This window comes from Nonomuraea sp. NPDC048881, from assembly GCF_040649795.1.
Taxonomy (GTDB): Bacteria; Actinomycetota; Actinomycetes; order Streptosporangiales; family Streptosporangiaceae; genus Nonomuraea.
The window spans coordinates 214449-229902 of record NZ_JBEZGC010000012.1; the positions used below are offsets into that span (position 1 = coordinate 214449).

The following is a 15454-nucleotide window of genomic DNA, read 5'->3' on the forward strand; positions in this document are numbered from 1 at the left end:
TGGGCCGCCACCCCCTCCGGTCCACGCCGCTCGCCTCACGCCCGGTCGCCCCCGGCCGTCCCTCCGGTTCACGCCGCTCGCCTCGCGCCGGCCGTCGCGCCGGACGGCAGTGAGCGGATCTCCGCGGCGAGCCGGTCCATGGCCGCGTGCAGCAGCGCGTCCGACAGGTACGGCGCCGGCCCGAGCCGCAGGTACTCGCCCCGGCTGTCGGCCTGCACCCCCCGCGCCGCCAGCCCCGCCCGCAGCCGTCCCGCGTACGGCGAGCGCAGCGCCAGGAACCCGCCGAACTCCTCGGGCGCGGCGTCCAGGTCCCGGCTGACCACGTGCGCGGCCGCGCCGATCTCGTCGAAGCGCGCCGCCAGCAGCCCGCGCTGCCGCAGCGACACCGCCCGCAGCACCTGCGGCGTCAGCCCCTGCGCGGCGAAGAAGTCGAACACCCGGGCCGCCCGGTAGTGGCTCACCGGGTCGTAGGTCGCCCCCGCGAACCGGGCCGCCCCCGCCGGGTAGCCGACCCGGCCGCCCGCCCGCGGGTCCTCGGCCAGCTCGGCGAACTCCGAGTACCACCCGGTCACCACCGGCCGCAGCCGGTCGGCGTGCGCCGGCAGCCGCAGCACGCAGTTGCCCTCCCCGAGCTGCAGGTACTTGTACCCGCCCGCCACCACCCAGGCCGAGTCCAGGCCCGCCGTCGAGAACGGCACCACGCCCAGCGCGTGGTAGGCGTCCACCAGCAGCTCGGCCCCCCGCGAACGGCAGGCGGCGGCGAGCTCGTCCAGCTCCGGCACGATCCTGGCCGTCTCGAACAGCACCGCCGAGACCAGGACGGCGGCCGTGCGCCCGTCGGCCGCGTCCGCCAGCCGCGCGGCCAGCGTGCCCACCGGCTCCGGCGGGACGACGACCACCTCCACCCCCTCCTCGGCCAGCCGGGCGAGCTGGCGCCGCAGCGTGTGGAACTCGCCGCCGGAGGTGACCAGCCGGGGCCGGCCACGCAGGTCCAGCGCCGACAGGAAGCGCAGCACCAGCTCGTGCGTGCTGGACCCGAGGGCCAGCTCGGCGTACGGGTCGCCGAGGAAGAGCCGGAACCCCTCCCTGACCCGGTCGGCCTTCTTGAACGCGGCGGCCCACTTGTCGTCCACGTCCCTGGCGGCGTCGTCGAACGCCTCGATCTGCCCGGCCAGCGCCACGTCCGGCCAGGCCTGGTGGGAGTGGCCGGTGAGCAGCAGCCGGTCCGCCGCGCGGAAGGCCGAGTAGTGCGGCGCCAGACGTCCCGAGATGTCGTTCATGCCATGCTCCTGACCGCCCACAGGTCGGGGAACGACGGCGTCAGCGAGGCCCGCAGGTACGCCCCGCCGCTGGAGCCGCCGGTGCCCGGCCGGGCGCCGATGGTGCGCTCGACCATCTTCAGGTGCCGGTACCGCCACTCCTGGAGGCATTCGTCCAGGTCCACCAGCCGCTCGCAGAGCTGGGCCGCGCCGGTGTCGTCCCGGTAGACCCGCAGCAGCAGGTCCTGCACCGGCTCCGACGGCTCCAGCGGCAGCCGTACGTCGCGGTGCAGCCGGTCCTGCGGCACCTCGTAGCCACGCAGGTACAGGTACGTCAGCAGCGAGTCGTACAGCGTGGGCCTGGCCATCGCCGCCTCGATCCGGGCGCGGGCCGGGGTGCCCTCGGCCTGGCCGAGCAGCATGCGCTCGTCGCGCCGGCCCAGCACCGCCTCGATCTCACGGAACTGCGCCGACTGGAAGCCGCTGCTGGTGCCCAGCTTGCCGCGGAAGGCGGCGAACTGGAACGGCGTCATCGTCTCCATGACGTCCATCTGGGAGACCGCGAGCCGCATCAGCTTCAAGGACCGGTGCAAAGTCCGCATGGCGTGCGCGGTGAATCCGCCGGCGAGTTCGAGTTGCAGCTCGGCGAATTCGTGCAGCAATTGTTTGAACCACAGCTCGTACACCTGGTGGACGATGATGAACAGGGTCTCGTCATGGCTCTCGGAAACCGGTCGCTGCGCCGTGAGGATCTCCTCCAGCGCCAGGTAGGACGAGTACGTCAGAACGGTGTCTTCTCTCATGGCCCCAACGATGCGCGCCCCGGGGAACGGGCGACAGGCCATTTCCGGGCAGCTACCTGCCCCGCCGGGACCGCTTCCTGCAATTCTCCGGAAAAGCATTTCGGAAGATGTGGAAAAGGCCGTCCGGCGGCACGGGGAATTCAGCACGACACGAGATGCGGCCGCCCGCGGCCCCGCGTGACGATGGCGCCGAGGGGGCGCCGAGCCCCATCAGCGAGCGAACTGCGAGGAAACATGCCATGACCTCACCGGAGATCATCAAGAGGGGCGGCCCCGGCAAACGTGCCCCTCGGCTCGACGGGCTGCGCGGATATCTGGCACTGGGCGTGATCGTGGTGCACGTCGCCTTCGCCGCCGGCGTCATCGGCTTTTACGACAAACCGTCCGTCGGCATCTGGCCCGTGCTGATCCAGGGTCTCAACGTGCTGCTGCCGCCCTTCTTCGTGATGTCCGGCCTGCTGTTGTACCGGCCGTTCGCCAGGGCGACGATCGTCGGCACGCCGCGTCCTGAGCTCAAGGGCTACCTGATCAAGCGCATGCTGCGGATCCTGCCCGCGTACTGGCTGGTGGCCGTGGCGGCGCTGCTGCTGCTCAACCTCAAGAGCGTCGACGGCCTCTGGTACGTGCTCAGCCCCCTGCTGCTCATGCACTACTACGTGCCGGGCCCCGAGGCGGGCTACGCCGGGCTGGAGCCCACCTGGACCGTGCCCGCCGAGGTCACCTTCTACCTGGCGCTGCCCATCCTGGCCTGGATCTTCGACCGGTACGCCAGGAAGGCCGCCGACCCCGGCGCCAAGGCCCGCCGCCTGCTGGTCCCGCTGGGCGTCTTCGTGCTCGTCGGCCTGGCCTGGACCGCGTACACGCACCTGGAGTCGATGGGCCCCTTCCCGTACGAGTACTTCTGGGTGATCGGCTTCACCGGCTTCCTGGCCATCGGCATGGGCCTGGCCATCCTGTCGGCGTACGCGGAGGCCAAGGACACCACGCCCGCCTTCTACCGTCTGGTGGCCCGCCGGCCGCTGCTGTTCTGGCTGGGCGCGGCCGTCGTCTACGTGATCAACTGCATCCGGCCGTTCGGCAAGCCCGGCATGGCCGACTACGCCACCGTGCCCGAGGCGATGGCCGAGATGGTGCTGTTCCTGATCTTCGCGCTGCTGGTCATCGCCCCGGTGGTGGTGCCCGGCGTGCACTCGAAGGTCATCGACGCGGTGCTCACCAACCGTCCGATGCGCTTCTTCGGCCGCATCTCCTACGGCGTCTACCTGTGGCACTTCATCCTGCAGTACCTCTGGCTGCAGAACGGCAGCGTCTTCGGCGCGCCGCCGGTGCCGATGCCGGTGGTGATGGGCAAGTCCGGCTTCTGGGAGCTGCTGGCGGTGGTGCTCGTGGGCACGGTCGCGGTCGCGACGGTCAGCTACTACCTGGTCGAGCTGCCCGCGATGCGGCTGCGCGAGCGCCTGGTGGCCCGGCGCGCCGAGACCGAGCCGCGCCGCCCGGCCGAGAGCCCGCGCGTCCCGGTCTAGCGGTTGGGGGGTGGCCGGGGCGGTGGCCTTGCCGCGGCGGCTGTTCAGGTCAGGCCGAGGACGTCAGGAGCAGGTGATGGCGATCTTGCCGAGGGTGCCCGCGCGGAAGGCGGCGAACGCCTCGGGGGCCTGCTCCAGCGGGTAGGTGGCGGTGACCGGCACCCGCAGCGCACCGGCGGCGACCCGGGCGGCCAGCTCGCTCAGGGTCCGCGCGTTCGGGTCGGCCATGACGGTGTGCACGGTGACCGCGGCCCCTTGGACGGCGTCCTGGACGGCGTCCTGGGTCAGGCCGAGGGTCGAGGCGAGCCGGCCGCCGCCGCGCAGCAGTCCCGCCAGCTCGGCGCCGTCACCCGCCAGGTGCAGCACGGCGTCCACGCCCGCCGGGGCCAGCGCGCGGACCTGGGCGGACAGGTCGCCGCCGTGGTCGACGAGCTCGACCTCGGCGGCGGTGAGCCCGGTGACGAAGTCGGCCTCGGCGCCGGGACGGGCGGTGGCGATCACCCGGGCGCCGCGGGCGGCGGCCAGCTGCACGGCCAGCGCGCCCACGCCGCCGGTGGCGCCGGAGATCAGCACCGTCTCGCCCTCGGCCGGGGCCACGGCGTCGAGGCTGTCCAGCGCCGCGGTGCCGGCCAGGCCCAGCGCGCCCGCCGCCGCGGCGGCCAGCCCCTGGGGGAGCGGGGCGATGCCGTAACCGGCGGACACGGTCACGTACTCGGCCAGCGAGCCGGGGCCGAGGAACGGCTTCATCACCACGCCGAAGACCGGCTGCCCGACGGTAAAGCCCTCGGCGCCTTCGCCGAGCGCCTCGACGGTGCCGGCGAAGTCCTTGCCCACCACCAGCGGGAACCGGTGCTCCATCATCTGCTGCAGATAGCCGGCGGCCACGGCCAGGTCGAAGCCGTTGACCGCGGAGGCGGTGACCTTCACCAGCACCTCGCCGGCCTCCGGCCGCGGGACGGGCAGGTCGGCCAGGGCCGGGTCGGCGGGGACGGAGTTCAGCATGACAGCACGCATGAGCTGCACCTCTCAGAAAAGTGGAACGGGCTACCCGTTTCGTTCTGCCAGCGTAACAAAGAAAATGGGTAGGTCGTTCCACTTGGGTAGGATGGAGGCATGGATCATCCCGCCGACGCCTCCGAACCCTCCGGCGAGCAGCCCGGGTCGGGCCTGCGCGCCGACGCCGAGCGCAACCGCGAACGCATCGTGGCCACCGCCCGCCGCCTGTACGCCAGCCACGGCCTCGGCGTCTCCATGGCCTGCATCGCCCGTGCCGCCGGGGTCGGCAAGGCCACCCTGTCGCGCCGCTTCGCCACCCGCGAGGAGCTCATCAACGCCGTCTTCGCCGACCGCATGGACGCCTACGCCGCCGCCGTCGCGCAGGCGCTGGCCGACCCCGACCCCTGGCACGGCTTCGTCGGCTACGTCCAGGCCGTGTGCGCCATGCAGGCCGCCGACCGCGGCTTCGCCGACGTGCTGGCCATGACCTTCCCCGCGGCCAAGGCCCTGGAGAAGCGCCGGGCCGCGGCCTACCACGGCTTCCTCGACCTCATCGAGCGCGCCAAGGCCACCGGCCGCCTGCGGGCGGACTTCACCGACCAGGACATGGTCATCCTGCTGATGGCCAACGCCGGTGTCATCGCCGCCACCGGGGACGCCGCCCCGGACACCTGGCGCCGCCTCGTCGGCCAGATGCTGCGCGCCTACGCCGCCCCCGGCGCCGACCTGCCCCCGCTGGAGCCGACCCCCGCGCCCACCGCCCTGTACCGGGCCATGGTCCGCCTCACCCGCCCCGCCCCCGGCCCGGACGGCGACCTGGGGTGAGCAGCCGGGATCAGCGGGGGCGGGTGGCGGTGGCGCTGACCCACGCCTGGGCGAACATCGCGCCCGGGTCGGCGGCCCACGCGCGCAGCCGGTCGGCGTGGGCGGGCTGCTCCGCCAGGTCGAGCTGGCGCGCAAGGTAGCCGGCGATGTGGGACGGATCGGCGTGGCGCTCGTAGTGCACGTCCAGCCAGACGTCGGTGAATCCCGCGTCGCGCAGGTACAGCCCGAGTTTGCGGCCGACGTGCGGGTCGCCGCCGTTGGCCCGCTGCAGGCGGGTGTAGGCGGCGACGACGTCGTCCAGGGGAGGGCTGAGCAGGAAGCCGCCCCAGTCAGGGCTGCACAGGCCGACCGTGCCGCCGGGCCGCAGGACCCGGTGGATCTCCGCCAGCGCGCTCGCCGGATGGGCCAGGTGTTCCATCAGGGCGTGCGAGAAGACGCGGTCCACCGAGCGGTCCGCCAGCGGGATGTCGTAGCAGGATCCCTCCTGGAACCGGACGTTCCGCAGGCCCCGTCGCCGGGCCGACGCACGCGCGCCCGTGAACTGGGCCACGTGCTGGTCGAGACCCAGCACGTGGCCCGGTGCGACGGCGGCGGCGAGGTCGTTGGTGATGGTGCCGGGCCCGCACCCCAGGTCCAGCAGCGACGTCCCCGGCGCGAGATGCGGCAGGAAGAAGTCCGCGTGCGTCGCGGCGCGCCTGGCGGCCATGAAGTCGACGGCGAAGGAGTCATGACCGGGCGTGTAGCGCTCGACGTCGGGAGTCATCGGCCGACCGCCTCCTTGGCGCGTGCGTCGATCGCTCCCGAGCAGAGCGCGAGGGCGAGCCCGGCGGCGGCCAGCACGGCGCCGACGGTGTTGGGGCTGGTGTAGCCGAACCCGGCGCTGATCATCAGCCCGCCGAGGAACGCGCCGAGCGCGTTGGCCACGTTGAACGCCGACAGGTTCAGCGCGGAGGCGAGGGTGGGGGCGCCGGCGGCCTTGTCCAGGATGCGCATCTGCAGGGCGGGGACGGTCGCGAAGCCGAACAACCCCAGCAGGAACAGCGTGCAGGCGGCGAGGATCCTGCTGTGCGCCGTCACCACGAACAGGCTCAGCACGACGGTGAGCCCGGCGAGGAACACGTACAGGCTGGGCATGAGCCGGCGTCCGGCGAAGTGGCCCGACAGCAGGTTGCCCGCGCCCATGCCCAGGCCGAAGACGACCAGCAACGCCGTCATGCTGCCGCTGCTGAAACCCGCGACCTGGGTCATCATCGGGGCGACGTAGGTGAAGGAGGCGAAGACGCCGCCGAAACCGGCCGTCGTCACCGCCATCGCGAGCCAGACCTGCGGCCGGCGCAGGGTCGACAACTCCGAACGCAGCCCGGCCTCGCCCCCGGGACGCAGCCGACCCGGCACCAGCGCCGCGATGCCCGCGAGGGACGACACGCCGAGCGCGGCGATCGCCCAGAACGTGGCCCGCCAGCCGGCGGCCTGTCCCAGCCAGGTCACCAGCGGCACCCCGGCCACGTTCGCCAGGGTGAACCCGCCGAACATGATCGACATCGCCCGTCCGCGGCGTTCCGGCGGAACGAGCTCGGCCGCCACCACCGACCCGACCCCGAACAGCGCACCCTGCGGGACACCCGCGACCACCCTGGCCGCCATCAGCAGGCCGTAGCCCGACGCGACCGCCGAAAGGACGCTGCCCGCCGTCAGCAGCGCCGCGACGATCAGCAGGGTCGTGCGGCGCGGCAGGCGGGCCGAGACCGCGGTCAGCAGCGGCGCCCCCACGATCACGCCTACGGCGTACCCGCTGATCAGCACGCCGGCGGCCGGGATCGACACCCCGACCCCCGTGGCGACCTGCGGCAGCAGGCCCATGATGGCGAACTCCGAGGTTCCGACGGCGAAACCCGCGACGGCCAGGGCCAACAGAGCCAGCGGCATGGCATTGCGCTCCTCATCTCATCCGGGACGAACGCCTCCAGCCTGGCCGCCGGGCCCGTCGAGCCGTGAGTGGCAGAAACGCACATGTGGGATAGTTTTCCGCCATGCGCAGTGTGGGGATCCTGGTCACCGAGCACGTCCGCGTCTTCGACTACGCCGTGGCCGCCGAAGTCTGGGGCCTGGACCGGACCGATCGCGGCGTCCCGGCGTTCGACCTGCGCACGTGCGGGCCGCGCGGCCCCGCGCTGCCCATGGGCCCGGGCGTGACCTGCGTCCCCGATCACGGCCTGGACGGCCTGGACGAGTGCGACCTGGTGGTCGTTCCCGGCGTCCAGGACCCGGCCCGGCCCGTCCACCCGGACGTGATCACCGCGCTCCGCGCCGCGCGCGACCGTGGCGCGACCGTCGCGTCCCTGTGCTCGGGGGCGTTCGTGCTGGCCGCCGCGGGCCTGCTGGACGGCCGCAGGGCCACCGCCCACTGGCTCGACGCCGAGCAGCTCGCGCAGCGCCACCCCGAGGTGAGCGTCGACTCCGGCGTGCTGTTCGTCGGGGACGGCACCATTTGGACCTCGGCGGGCGTGGCCGCGGGCATCGACCTGTGCCTGCACCTGGTCCGCCGCGACCACGGCGCCGCCGCCGCGGCCGAGATCGCCCGCACCATGGTCACCGCGCCGTTCCGGTCAGGCGGCCAGGCGCAGTTCATCACCCGCCCCGTCCCCGCCGGGGGTGGGCCGTCCGACAGCCTGACCGGCCTGCGCGAACGCATGCTCGACGACCTGGCCCACCCATGGACCGTCCCGGAGCTGGCGAACCTGGCCCGCATGTCCGAGCGCAGCTTCGCCCGCCGGTTCGTCCAGACCACCGGCGACACGCCCCTGCAATGGCTGCTGACCCAGCGCGTCCTGGCCGCCCAGCACCTGCTGGAGGTCAGCGAGCTGCCCATCGCCGCCATCGCCCACCGCTGCGGTTTCAGCACTCCGCTGACCCTGCGCCACCACTTCACCCGCCACGTCGGCCTGCCGCCGCGCGACTACCGCCTGGCCTTCGGCAGGAGACCTGAGGCGGAACGCGACAGCACGGCGAGGTAGCCGGGCCGGCCAGGACGCCACGACACCGGGATGCCCGCGCTACCCCGCCCGGGTCATGGTGGCCTCGTAGCCGCCGCCCGGCCACTCCCACCGGCCGCTGATGGTCCGGCCGTCCTCGCTGAAGGCGCCGCTGAACCCGGCCGGCGAGCCCTCCGCGCCGAACCAGATGTTGAGGTCGCGCCCGTCCAGCTTCCACACGTAGACGAAGTTGTTGCCGGTGCTGTCGAAGTAGTGCGAGCGCAGCGCGCCGCTCTCGGGGTCGTGGCCGATGTACTCCACGCCGGTCATCGTGCCGCCGCCGTGGCTCATCTCGACGCGCTGGACGAGGAAGAAGCCGCCGTCCATCCACTCGAAGACGAGCCGGCCGCCGGTCGCCTCGCCGGTGCCGAAGTCCTTGCCCGTCATCTCCCACGTGCCGACCAGCGGCTGCAGGGTCTGCAGCGAGGGGTCGGGGGTGGGCAGCTGGTTCTGCGGGTTGGCGGTCTCGGTCATGTTCCCTCCACGGGACAGGTCGATGCCCGGTACGCCGATCGCGTACCGGGCGGGGGTGAGCTCACTTGGCGCCGAAGAACGCCTTGACGCGGGACCAGCGGCCCCAGACGACCAGTGCCAGGACGACCAGCAGGACGGCCTCGATCACGGGGACGCCGCCCAGCACGATCGCGTTGGTGCCGGCCGCGCCGATCATCAGGCCGATCAGCGCCAGCGCGGCCACGCCGCTCAGACGCGGGATCAGCAGCCCGATCGCGCCGGCGATCTCCAGCACGCCGACCACGTAGCGGAACCACTGGCCGGCGCCGATGTCGTCGAACATGGCGACCATGGTCGGGTCGCCGGCGAGCTTGAGCACGCCGCCCAGGCCGACCTGGAACGCCAGAAGGACCTGGGCGACCCAGAGGGCGATGTTGACGCCGCGGCCGGTGGACCGGCCGACGGCGGTCGTGCTGTTCGTGGTGCTCATGCAGTCCTCCTTGAGGAACTAGTTGATGATCTCCATCTGGCCCATCATCCCGATGGCCGAGTGCTCCAACATGTGACAGTGGTAGACGTATCGCCCCAGGTAGTCGCCGAAGCTGGCCTGGAAGCGCACGGTCTCGCCCGGCTGGATGAGCACCGTGTCCTTCCATCCCGCCTCGCCCGGCTGCGGCGGCGTGCCGTCGCGGTCCAGGATCCGGAACTGGGCGAGGTGGGTGTGGAAGTTGTGCGGGACGCCGAAGCCCGAGCCCCCGACGTTGGTGTCGGAGTTGGTGACCTCCCAGACCTCGCTGGTTCCCCGCTTGACCTGCATGTCCACCCGGTTGGCGTCGAACGCCTGATTGTTGATCAGGGCCTGGATGTTGACCGGGTCCAGGCTGAGGGTGAGCTGCCGGGTCTGCGTGGCCGCGGCCAGCGGGACCATCGCGCGCAACTGGCTGGGCACGCGGCTGCGGTCGACGGCCCGCCGTGCGACGTCGAAGCGGAGCACGGACCCGCTCACGTCCTCCAGCGTGATCTGCGTGCCCAGCGGGAACGCGCCGAAGTCGATCACGACCTCGGCCCGCTCGCCCGAGGAGAGCACCAGCTTGGACGTCGGCACCGGCGCCGCCAGCAGGCCGCAGTCGGTGGCGATCTGCGTCATCTGGGCGCCGTTGCTCAGCGACAGCTCGAAGATCCGGTGCGTGGAGCCGTTGAGCAGGCGCAGCCGGTACTTGCGGGCCGCGACCTTGAAGTACGGCTGGGCCTTGCCGTTGGCGATCAGCGTCGGCCGGTTGTAGGGGTCGGCCGGGTCGAAGACGAGCCCGCCCTGGTCGTCGAAGAGCGCGTCGCGCAGCAGGATGGGCACGTCGTAGGCCCCGGACGGCAGGCCGAGCTGCTGCTCGTCGGCGCCCTCGACCAGGTAGAAGCCGTGCATGCCGCGGTAGACGTGCTCGGCCTCCATGTGGTGGGTGTGGTCGTGGTACCACAGCGTGGCGCCGGCCTGGGCGTTCGGGTAGTCGTAGGTCTTCGACTTGCCGTCGGCGATCAGGTCCATCGGGTACCCGTCGCTGGCCGCCGGCACGCGGCCGCCGTGCAGGTGCACGTTCGCCTCGTGGCCGAGCCTGTTGTCGAAGGTGACCAGCGCCCTGCGGCCCTGCCGGGCGCGGATGGTGGGGGCGGTGAACTGGCCGCCGTACGTCAGCACGGGCGTGCTCACGCCCGGCAGGATCTCGGTGGTCGCCTGCTGGATGGACAGCCGGTAGAAGTCGATGCCCGGCAGGGTGGCCACGGGGGCCAGCACCGGGGGCACCGGCATCGCGACGCTGAAGGGCGCCGCGGTGGCGCCGGTGCGGACCGCGGGGACCCGGCCCCCGTGGTCGTGCATGCGCATCAGGTGCTGTTGCTGCGCCTGCTGTTCCGGCTCGCCGAACAGCCCGCGGGACACCGGGGTGAGCGCGGCGCCTCCTGCCAGGCCACCGAGAACGATCAAGCGCCGTCGGCTTAACATACGGGAACTCCCATCGCCATGTCCGAGCGTGGCATCGCCCGCCGGCACGGTCTTCTTCTGAAGTGCTCACTTCACGGGCGGATGCCGTGGGAGCGGTGCCGCCGCCCGGAAGGCGGCGGTGGTTCAGCCCACCGACAGGCGGCGCGGGGTGCGCCCGTCCAGGCAGTCGGCGTTGTAGGCGTCGAGCAGGCCCTGAGCCCGCCGCGACGCCTCGGCGAAGCAGGCGTCGGGGTCGGCGCCGTCCAGCACCCGGGCCATGGCCTGCGTCATCAGGTCCTGGATCCCGGCGAAGTCCCCGAGCACCGCGCCCAGCGCGGCGGGGGAGCCGTCGGCCGCGCGGAGCTGGGCGGTCGCGGCCCGGTGCACCGGGTGCCGGTCGAACCAGCCCTCCGCCTCCAGGAGGCCGGCCGCGGCCCTGGTGACCGGCAGGAAACCGGCCTCCCGGTGCCACCGCGCCGCGTTGCCCGCGCTGAGCAGGTGCTGGACGAACGCCAGCGCGCCGTCCCGCCGCTCCGGCGGCAGCCCGTCGGTCAGCCAGAGCGCCTGGCCGGAGACCAGGTGCCCGGCGCGCGGCAGGCTCTCGTTGTGCGGCAGCGGGCTCGCCGTCACCTCGAACCCGGACTCCCGTCCGCGCTCGGCGATCATGCCGGCCACCACCGAGGACGCGATCGTGAACGCCACCCGCTGCCCCAGGAACGCCCCCAGCGCCGGACCCCAGTCACCTGGCTCGCCCGCGCGCAGGTAGTGGCCCTCGGCGTGCAGGCGCCGCCACCAGGCGGCGTAGGCCAGCAGCTCCTTGGAGGCCAGGTCCACCCGTCCGGCGCGGCCGGCGCGGCCGTTGTCGTGGTCGGCCAGCAGGCCGCCCTGCCCGGCGACGGCCTGCTGGAACAGCCAGCCGTGGTTGGCCCAGGAGACGCCGTGCGGCGGGCCGCCGGGCAGCGCCCGTACGGCGGCGCAGGCGCGCTCCAGCTCCTCCCAGGTGCGCGGCGGCGCGTCGATCCCGGCCGCGCGGAGCAGGGTGGCGTTGGTGAGCAGCACCGCCGTGGTCGCCGTCGCGGGCGCGGCGACGAGCTCGCCGCGGTAGGTGTAGTGGCCGCGGACGGCCGGTTCGAGGTCGGCGAGCACGACCGGCTCGCCGAGGATCTCGGCGCGTCCCCCGACGGCGCGCTCGATCGGCGTGAACAGCGGCGCGCCGGAACGCGCCCGGGTGTCCAGCGCGAGCCGGGTGGCCGTGGCGTAGTACTCCGCCAGGTCCGGCGGCTCGCCGCGGCCGGCCGCGGCGGCCACCTCCGCGGGCAGCTCGCGGAAGCCGTGCCCGGTGATCTCGATCCGGAGGTCCGGGTGCGCGGCCTCGAAGTCGGCGGCCATCCTCCTGATCGGGCCCAGGTAGTCCGGCAGGGGATGCTCGGCGATCCAGACGCTGATGACCGTTCTCATTCGCCTCATGATGAACGCGGCCACCCCGCCGCACATCTTGTGAAATGCGGTGTTTCGTGAGCTCAGACAGCAATTCAAAGGATGTGGGCCCCGCGACGTGAATGTGACCCTGACTGCGAGTCGCAGAGCGGCGAAACGGAGGAGCACGGTGATCAATACTCATGACGAGTTCGACGTTGTCGTGATCGGCGGAGGCCCTGGCGGCTCGGGTACGGCGGGTTTGCTGGCCCAGCGCGGGCACCGGGTTCTGGTGCTGGAGCGGGAGAAGTTCCCGCGCTACCACATCGGCGAGTCGCTGATCACGGGGTCCATGCCCACGCTGGAGGAGCTGGGACTGAAGGAGCGGCTCGACCAGATGGGGTTCGTCAAGAAGTACGGCGGCACCCTGTTGTGGGGCAGGAACCAGGGCACCTGGGATTTCCGCTTCGCCGAGGCGTCCAACTACGAGTACGCCTACCAGGTGCGCCGTGCCGACTTCGACTCCCTCCTGCTGGCCAGGGCCAGGGAGCTGGGCGCGACGGTGTTCGAGGAGGCCACGGTCAAGGACCTGGTGTTCGACGGCGAGCGCGTCACCGGCGTCACGTACACCGTGAAGGGTGACGCCGAGCCGCGCACCGCCCGCTGCCGCCTGCTGATCGACGCCACCGGGCAGCAGCACCTGCTGGCCCGCCGCTTCGACCTCATCGAGTACCACGACGACCTGCGCAACATCGCGGTCTGGTCGTACTGGCAGGGCTGCAAGCGCTACGGCGGCACGCGCTTCGGCGACACCGTCACCGAGAACCGCCCCGCCGGCTGGTTCTGGTTCATCCCCCTGCACGACGGCACGGTGAGCGTCGGCTACGTCACCCCCATCGAGGAGTACAAGAAGTCCGGCAAGAGCCTGGAGGACCTGTACGCCTCGGAGCTGGCCGCCGCCGAGGAGGTGCGGGCCCTGACCGAGGGTGCCACCCGGGTCAGCGGCTTCCGCAGCATCCGCGACTGGTCCTACACCTGCACCCGCTTCCACGGCCCCGGCTGGGCCCTGGTGGGCGACGCGGCGGCCTTCATCGACCCGCTGCTGTCCACCGGCGTCGGCCTGGCGCTGCGCGGCGCCCACGGGCTGGCCGGCGCGGTGGACGAGATCCTGAACGACCCGGCCTCGGAGGAGGCCGTGCTGGCGCGCTACGAGAAGGACTACCGCGAGTTCCTGGACTCCCTGCTGGACTTCGTGCGCTTCTTCTACGACCGCACCAAGCACAAGGAGGAGTACTGGGACAGGGCGCAGAAGACCCTCGACCCCAGCAAGCTCCGCCCCCGCAAGATCGACTTCGCCACGATGCTCTCGGGCGTCTCCGGCATCCACGCCATCTTCCACGACGACTGAGGAACCCGTTGATGTCGCCTACAACTGTGCACGGACACGTCGCCGAGCAGGCCAGGCGCACGCCCGACGCGGTCGCGGTGTCGGCGGGCCCGGTGCGGCTGACCTACCGGGAGCTCGACGAGCGGGCCAACCGCCTCGCCCACCGCCTGCGCGGGCTCGGCGCCGGCCCCGAGACGCCGGTCGCGGTGCTGATGGAGCGCTCGGCCGAGCTGGTCGTCACGCTCCTCGCGATCCTCAAGACGGGCGGCTGCTACCTGCCCGTCCACAGCGCCTACCCGGCCGACCGCCGGCAGTGGATCGTCGACTCCTCCGGGACGCCCGTCCTGGTCGCCGACCGCGCCAAGGCCGCCGCGGGCCTGCCGTCGGCCCCCGCGACGCTGCTGGCCGACGACGACCCCGCCACCGCGCAGCAACCGGCCACGGCGCCGGACGTCGCCACCGGCCCGGACGACCTGGCCTACGTCATCTACACCTCGGGCTCGACCGGGCACCCCAAGGGCGTCGCGGTCACCCACTGGGACGTGCTGGGCCTGGCCCTCGACCCCTGCTGGGACACCGGCGCCCACGAGCGCGTCCTGATGGTCGCGCCGTACGCCTTCAATGTCTCGACGTACGAGCTGTGGGTGCCGCTGCTGCACGGCGGCACGATCGTCGTGGCGCCGCCCGGCGAGCCGGACCTCGACACCCTGCGCCGGCTGATCCGCGAGGAGCGGATCACCGGGCTGCACCTGACCGCCGGACTGTTCCGCGTCGTGGCCGAGGAGGGGGCGGACTGCCTGGCCGGCGTCCGCGAGGTGCTCACCGGCGGCGACGTGATCGTGCCCGCCGCCGTCCGCCAGGTGCTGGCCGCCTGCCCGGGGACGACCGTGCGGGCCATGTACGGCGCGACCGAGGCGACCCTGTTCTCCACCCACGCGCCCCTGACCGCCGGGACCGAGCTGGGCGCCAGCGTGCCGGTCGGCGGCCCGATGCGGGACGTGCGGCTCTACGTGCTCGACGACCGCCTCAGCCCGGTCCCCGGCGACCTGGAGGGCGAGCTGTACATCGCGGGCAGGGGAGTGGCCCGGGGCTACTACGGCCGTCCCGACCTGACCGCCGAGCGCTTCGTCGCCGACCCGTTCGGCGGGCCCGGCGAGCGCATGTACCGCACCGGCGACCTGGTCCGGCGCAACGACGACGGGCAGATCGAGTTCATCGGGCGGGCCGGCGACCAGGTCAAGATCCTGGGCTTCCGGGTGGAGCTGGCCGAGGTGGAGGCCGTGCTGGCCGGCTATCCCGGGCTGGCGCACGTCGCCGTCGTGGCCGGGCAGTCGCGGCAGGGCGACAAACGCCTGGTCGCCTACGTCGTGCCGGCCGCCGAGGCCCCCGACCCCGCCGCGCTGCGCGCCCACGTGCGTACGTCGCTGCCGGACTACATGGTGCCCACCGCGTTCGTCGTGCTGGACGCGCTGCCCCTGACCGCCAACGGCAAGGTGGACCGCGCGGCCCTGCCCGACCCAGACACCGAGCCCGGCTCGGCCTACCGCGCGCCGCAGAACCCCCGCCAGGAGGTCCTGTGCACGGTGTTCGCCGAGGTGTTCGGCGTCGAGCGGGTCGGCGTGGACGACAGCATCTTCGACCTGGACGTCCAGTCGCTGCTGGCGATGCGGCTGGTCAGCCGGATCCGCGCGGCGCTCGGCGTGAACCTGTCCATCGGCGACCTGTTCGACGCGGCGACCGTGGCCGGCCTGGACGAGTGGCTAGAGGCCGGCGCGCGCACCCAGTGAG

14 protein-coding genes are annotated in these 15454 nt (G+C 72.8%); 5 read left to right on the forward strand and 9 right to left on the reverse strand.

Going from position 1 to position 15454, the window contains the following annotated elements; genetic code table 11:
* Window positions 1–68 precede the first annotated feature (68 nt).
* Both AB0C33_RS35690 and AB0C33_RS35695 read right to left on the reverse strand, forming a co-directional pair.
* Window positions 69–1280, reverse strand: coding sequence for an aminotransferase class V-fold PLP-dependent enzyme (locus AB0C33_RS35690; protein WP_358295554.1), 1212 nt, complete (start codon window positions 1278–1280; stop codon window positions 69–71).
* Window positions 1277–2062, reverse strand: a complete 786-nt coding sequence (locus AB0C33_RS35695; RefSeq protein ID WP_358295557.1) for a tryptophan 2,3-dioxygenase family protein — start codon at window positions 2060–2062, stop codon at window positions 1277–1279. The genes AB0C33_RS35690 and AB0C33_RS35695 overlap by 4 nt, the downstream gene beginning before the upstream one ends.
* Before the next feature lie 239 nt (window positions 2063–2301).
* Here AB0C33_RS35695 and AB0C33_RS35700 point away from each other — a divergent pair, with 239 nt between their 5' ends.
* Window positions 2302–3585, forward strand: a complete 1284-nt coding sequence (locus AB0C33_RS35700; RefSeq protein WP_358295559.1) for an acyltransferase — start codon at window positions 2302–2304, stop codon at window positions 3583–3585.
* A gap of 63 nt (window positions 3586–3648) precedes the next feature.
* On the opposite strand, the gene AB0C33_RS35705 is transcribed toward AB0C33_RS35700, so the two are convergent.
* On the reverse strand, window positions 3649–4599 hold the full coding sequence (locus AB0C33_RS35705; protein ID WP_358295562.1) for an NADP-dependent oxidoreductase: 951 nt from the start codon (window positions 4597–4599) through the stop codon (window positions 3649–3651).
* Window positions 4600–4698: 99 nt separating this feature from the next.
* Between AB0C33_RS35705 and AB0C33_RS35710 the strand changes: the two genes are divergently transcribed.
* Complete coding sequence (locus tag AB0C33_RS35710) at window positions 4699–5406, forward strand: helix-turn-helix domain-containing protein (RefSeq protein WP_358295564.1); 708 nt, start codon at window positions 4699–4701, stop codon at window positions 5404–5406.
* A gap of 10 nt (window positions 5407–5416) precedes the next feature.
* On the opposite strand, the gene AB0C33_RS35715 is transcribed toward AB0C33_RS35710, so the two are convergent.
* Together AB0C33_RS35715 and AB0C33_RS35720 are read right to left on the reverse strand one after the other, a co-directional pair.
* Window positions 5417–6169, reverse strand: coding sequence for a methyltransferase domain-containing protein (locus AB0C33_RS35715; RefSeq protein ID WP_358295567.1), 753 nt, complete (start codon window positions 6167–6169; stop codon window positions 5417–5419).
* A complete protein-coding gene (locus AB0C33_RS35720; RefSeq protein WP_358295570.1) occupies window positions 6166–7332 on the reverse strand; it encodes an MFS transporter in 1167 nt (388 codons plus the stop codon). The genes AB0C33_RS35715 and AB0C33_RS35720 overlap by 4 nt, the downstream gene beginning before the upstream one ends.
* Before the next feature lie 104 nt (window positions 7333–7436).
* Here AB0C33_RS35720 and AB0C33_RS35725 point away from each other — a divergent pair, with 104 nt between their 5' ends.
* Window positions 7437–8420 carry a helix-turn-helix domain-containing protein gene (locus AB0C33_RS35725; RefSeq protein ID WP_358295573.1) on the forward strand — a complete coding sequence of 328 codons (984 nt, stop codon included), beginning with the start codon at window positions 7437–7439 and terminating at the stop codon, window positions 8418–8420.
* A gap of 39 nt (window positions 8421–8459) precedes the next feature.
* Here AB0C33_RS35725 and AB0C33_RS35730 read toward each other — a convergent pair whose 3' ends face one another.
* The 4 genes from AB0C33_RS35730 to AB0C33_RS35745 form a co-directional block, all read right to left on the reverse strand.
* Complete coding sequence (locus tag AB0C33_RS35730; protein ID WP_352359900.1) at window positions 8460–8912, reverse strand: DUF1579 family protein; 453 nt, start codon at window positions 8910–8912, stop codon at window positions 8460–8462.
* A 61-nt stretch (window positions 8913–8973) separates the two neighbouring features.
* On the reverse strand, window positions 8974–9381 hold the full coding sequence (locus tag AB0C33_RS35735; protein ID WP_358295576.1) for a DoxX family protein: 408 nt from the start codon (window positions 9379–9381) through the stop codon (window positions 8974–8976).
* Between the two features lie 18 nt (window positions 9382–9399).
* Window positions 9400–10866 (reverse strand): multicopper oxidase domain-containing protein, encoded by a 1467-nt coding sequence (locus tag AB0C33_RS35740; protein ID WP_358295579.1) that lies wholly within the window; start codon window positions 10864–10866, stop codon window positions 9400–9402.
* A 141-nt stretch (window positions 10867–11007) separates the two neighbouring features.
* Window positions 11008–12321, reverse strand: a complete 1314-nt coding sequence (locus tag AB0C33_RS35745) for an extracellular solute-binding protein (RefSeq protein ID WP_358295583.1) — start codon at window positions 12319–12321, stop codon at window positions 11008–11010.
* 148 nt (window positions 12322–12469) lie between these two features.
* Between AB0C33_RS35745 and AB0C33_RS35750 the strand changes: the two genes are divergently transcribed.
* Window positions 12470–13687 carry an NAD(P)/FAD-dependent oxidoreductase gene (locus AB0C33_RS35750; RefSeq protein ID WP_358295586.1) on the forward strand — a complete coding sequence of 406 codons (1218 nt, stop codon included), beginning with the start codon at window positions 12470–12472 and terminating at the stop codon, window positions 13685–13687.
* 11 nt (window positions 13688–13698) lie between these two features.
* Window positions 13699–15453: a non-ribosomal peptide synthetase gene (locus tag AB0C33_RS35755; protein ID WP_358295589.1), complete on the forward strand. Its 1755-nt coding sequence runs from the start codon at window positions 13699–13701 to the stop codon at window positions 15451–15453.
* Window position 15454 lies beyond the last annotated feature (1 nt).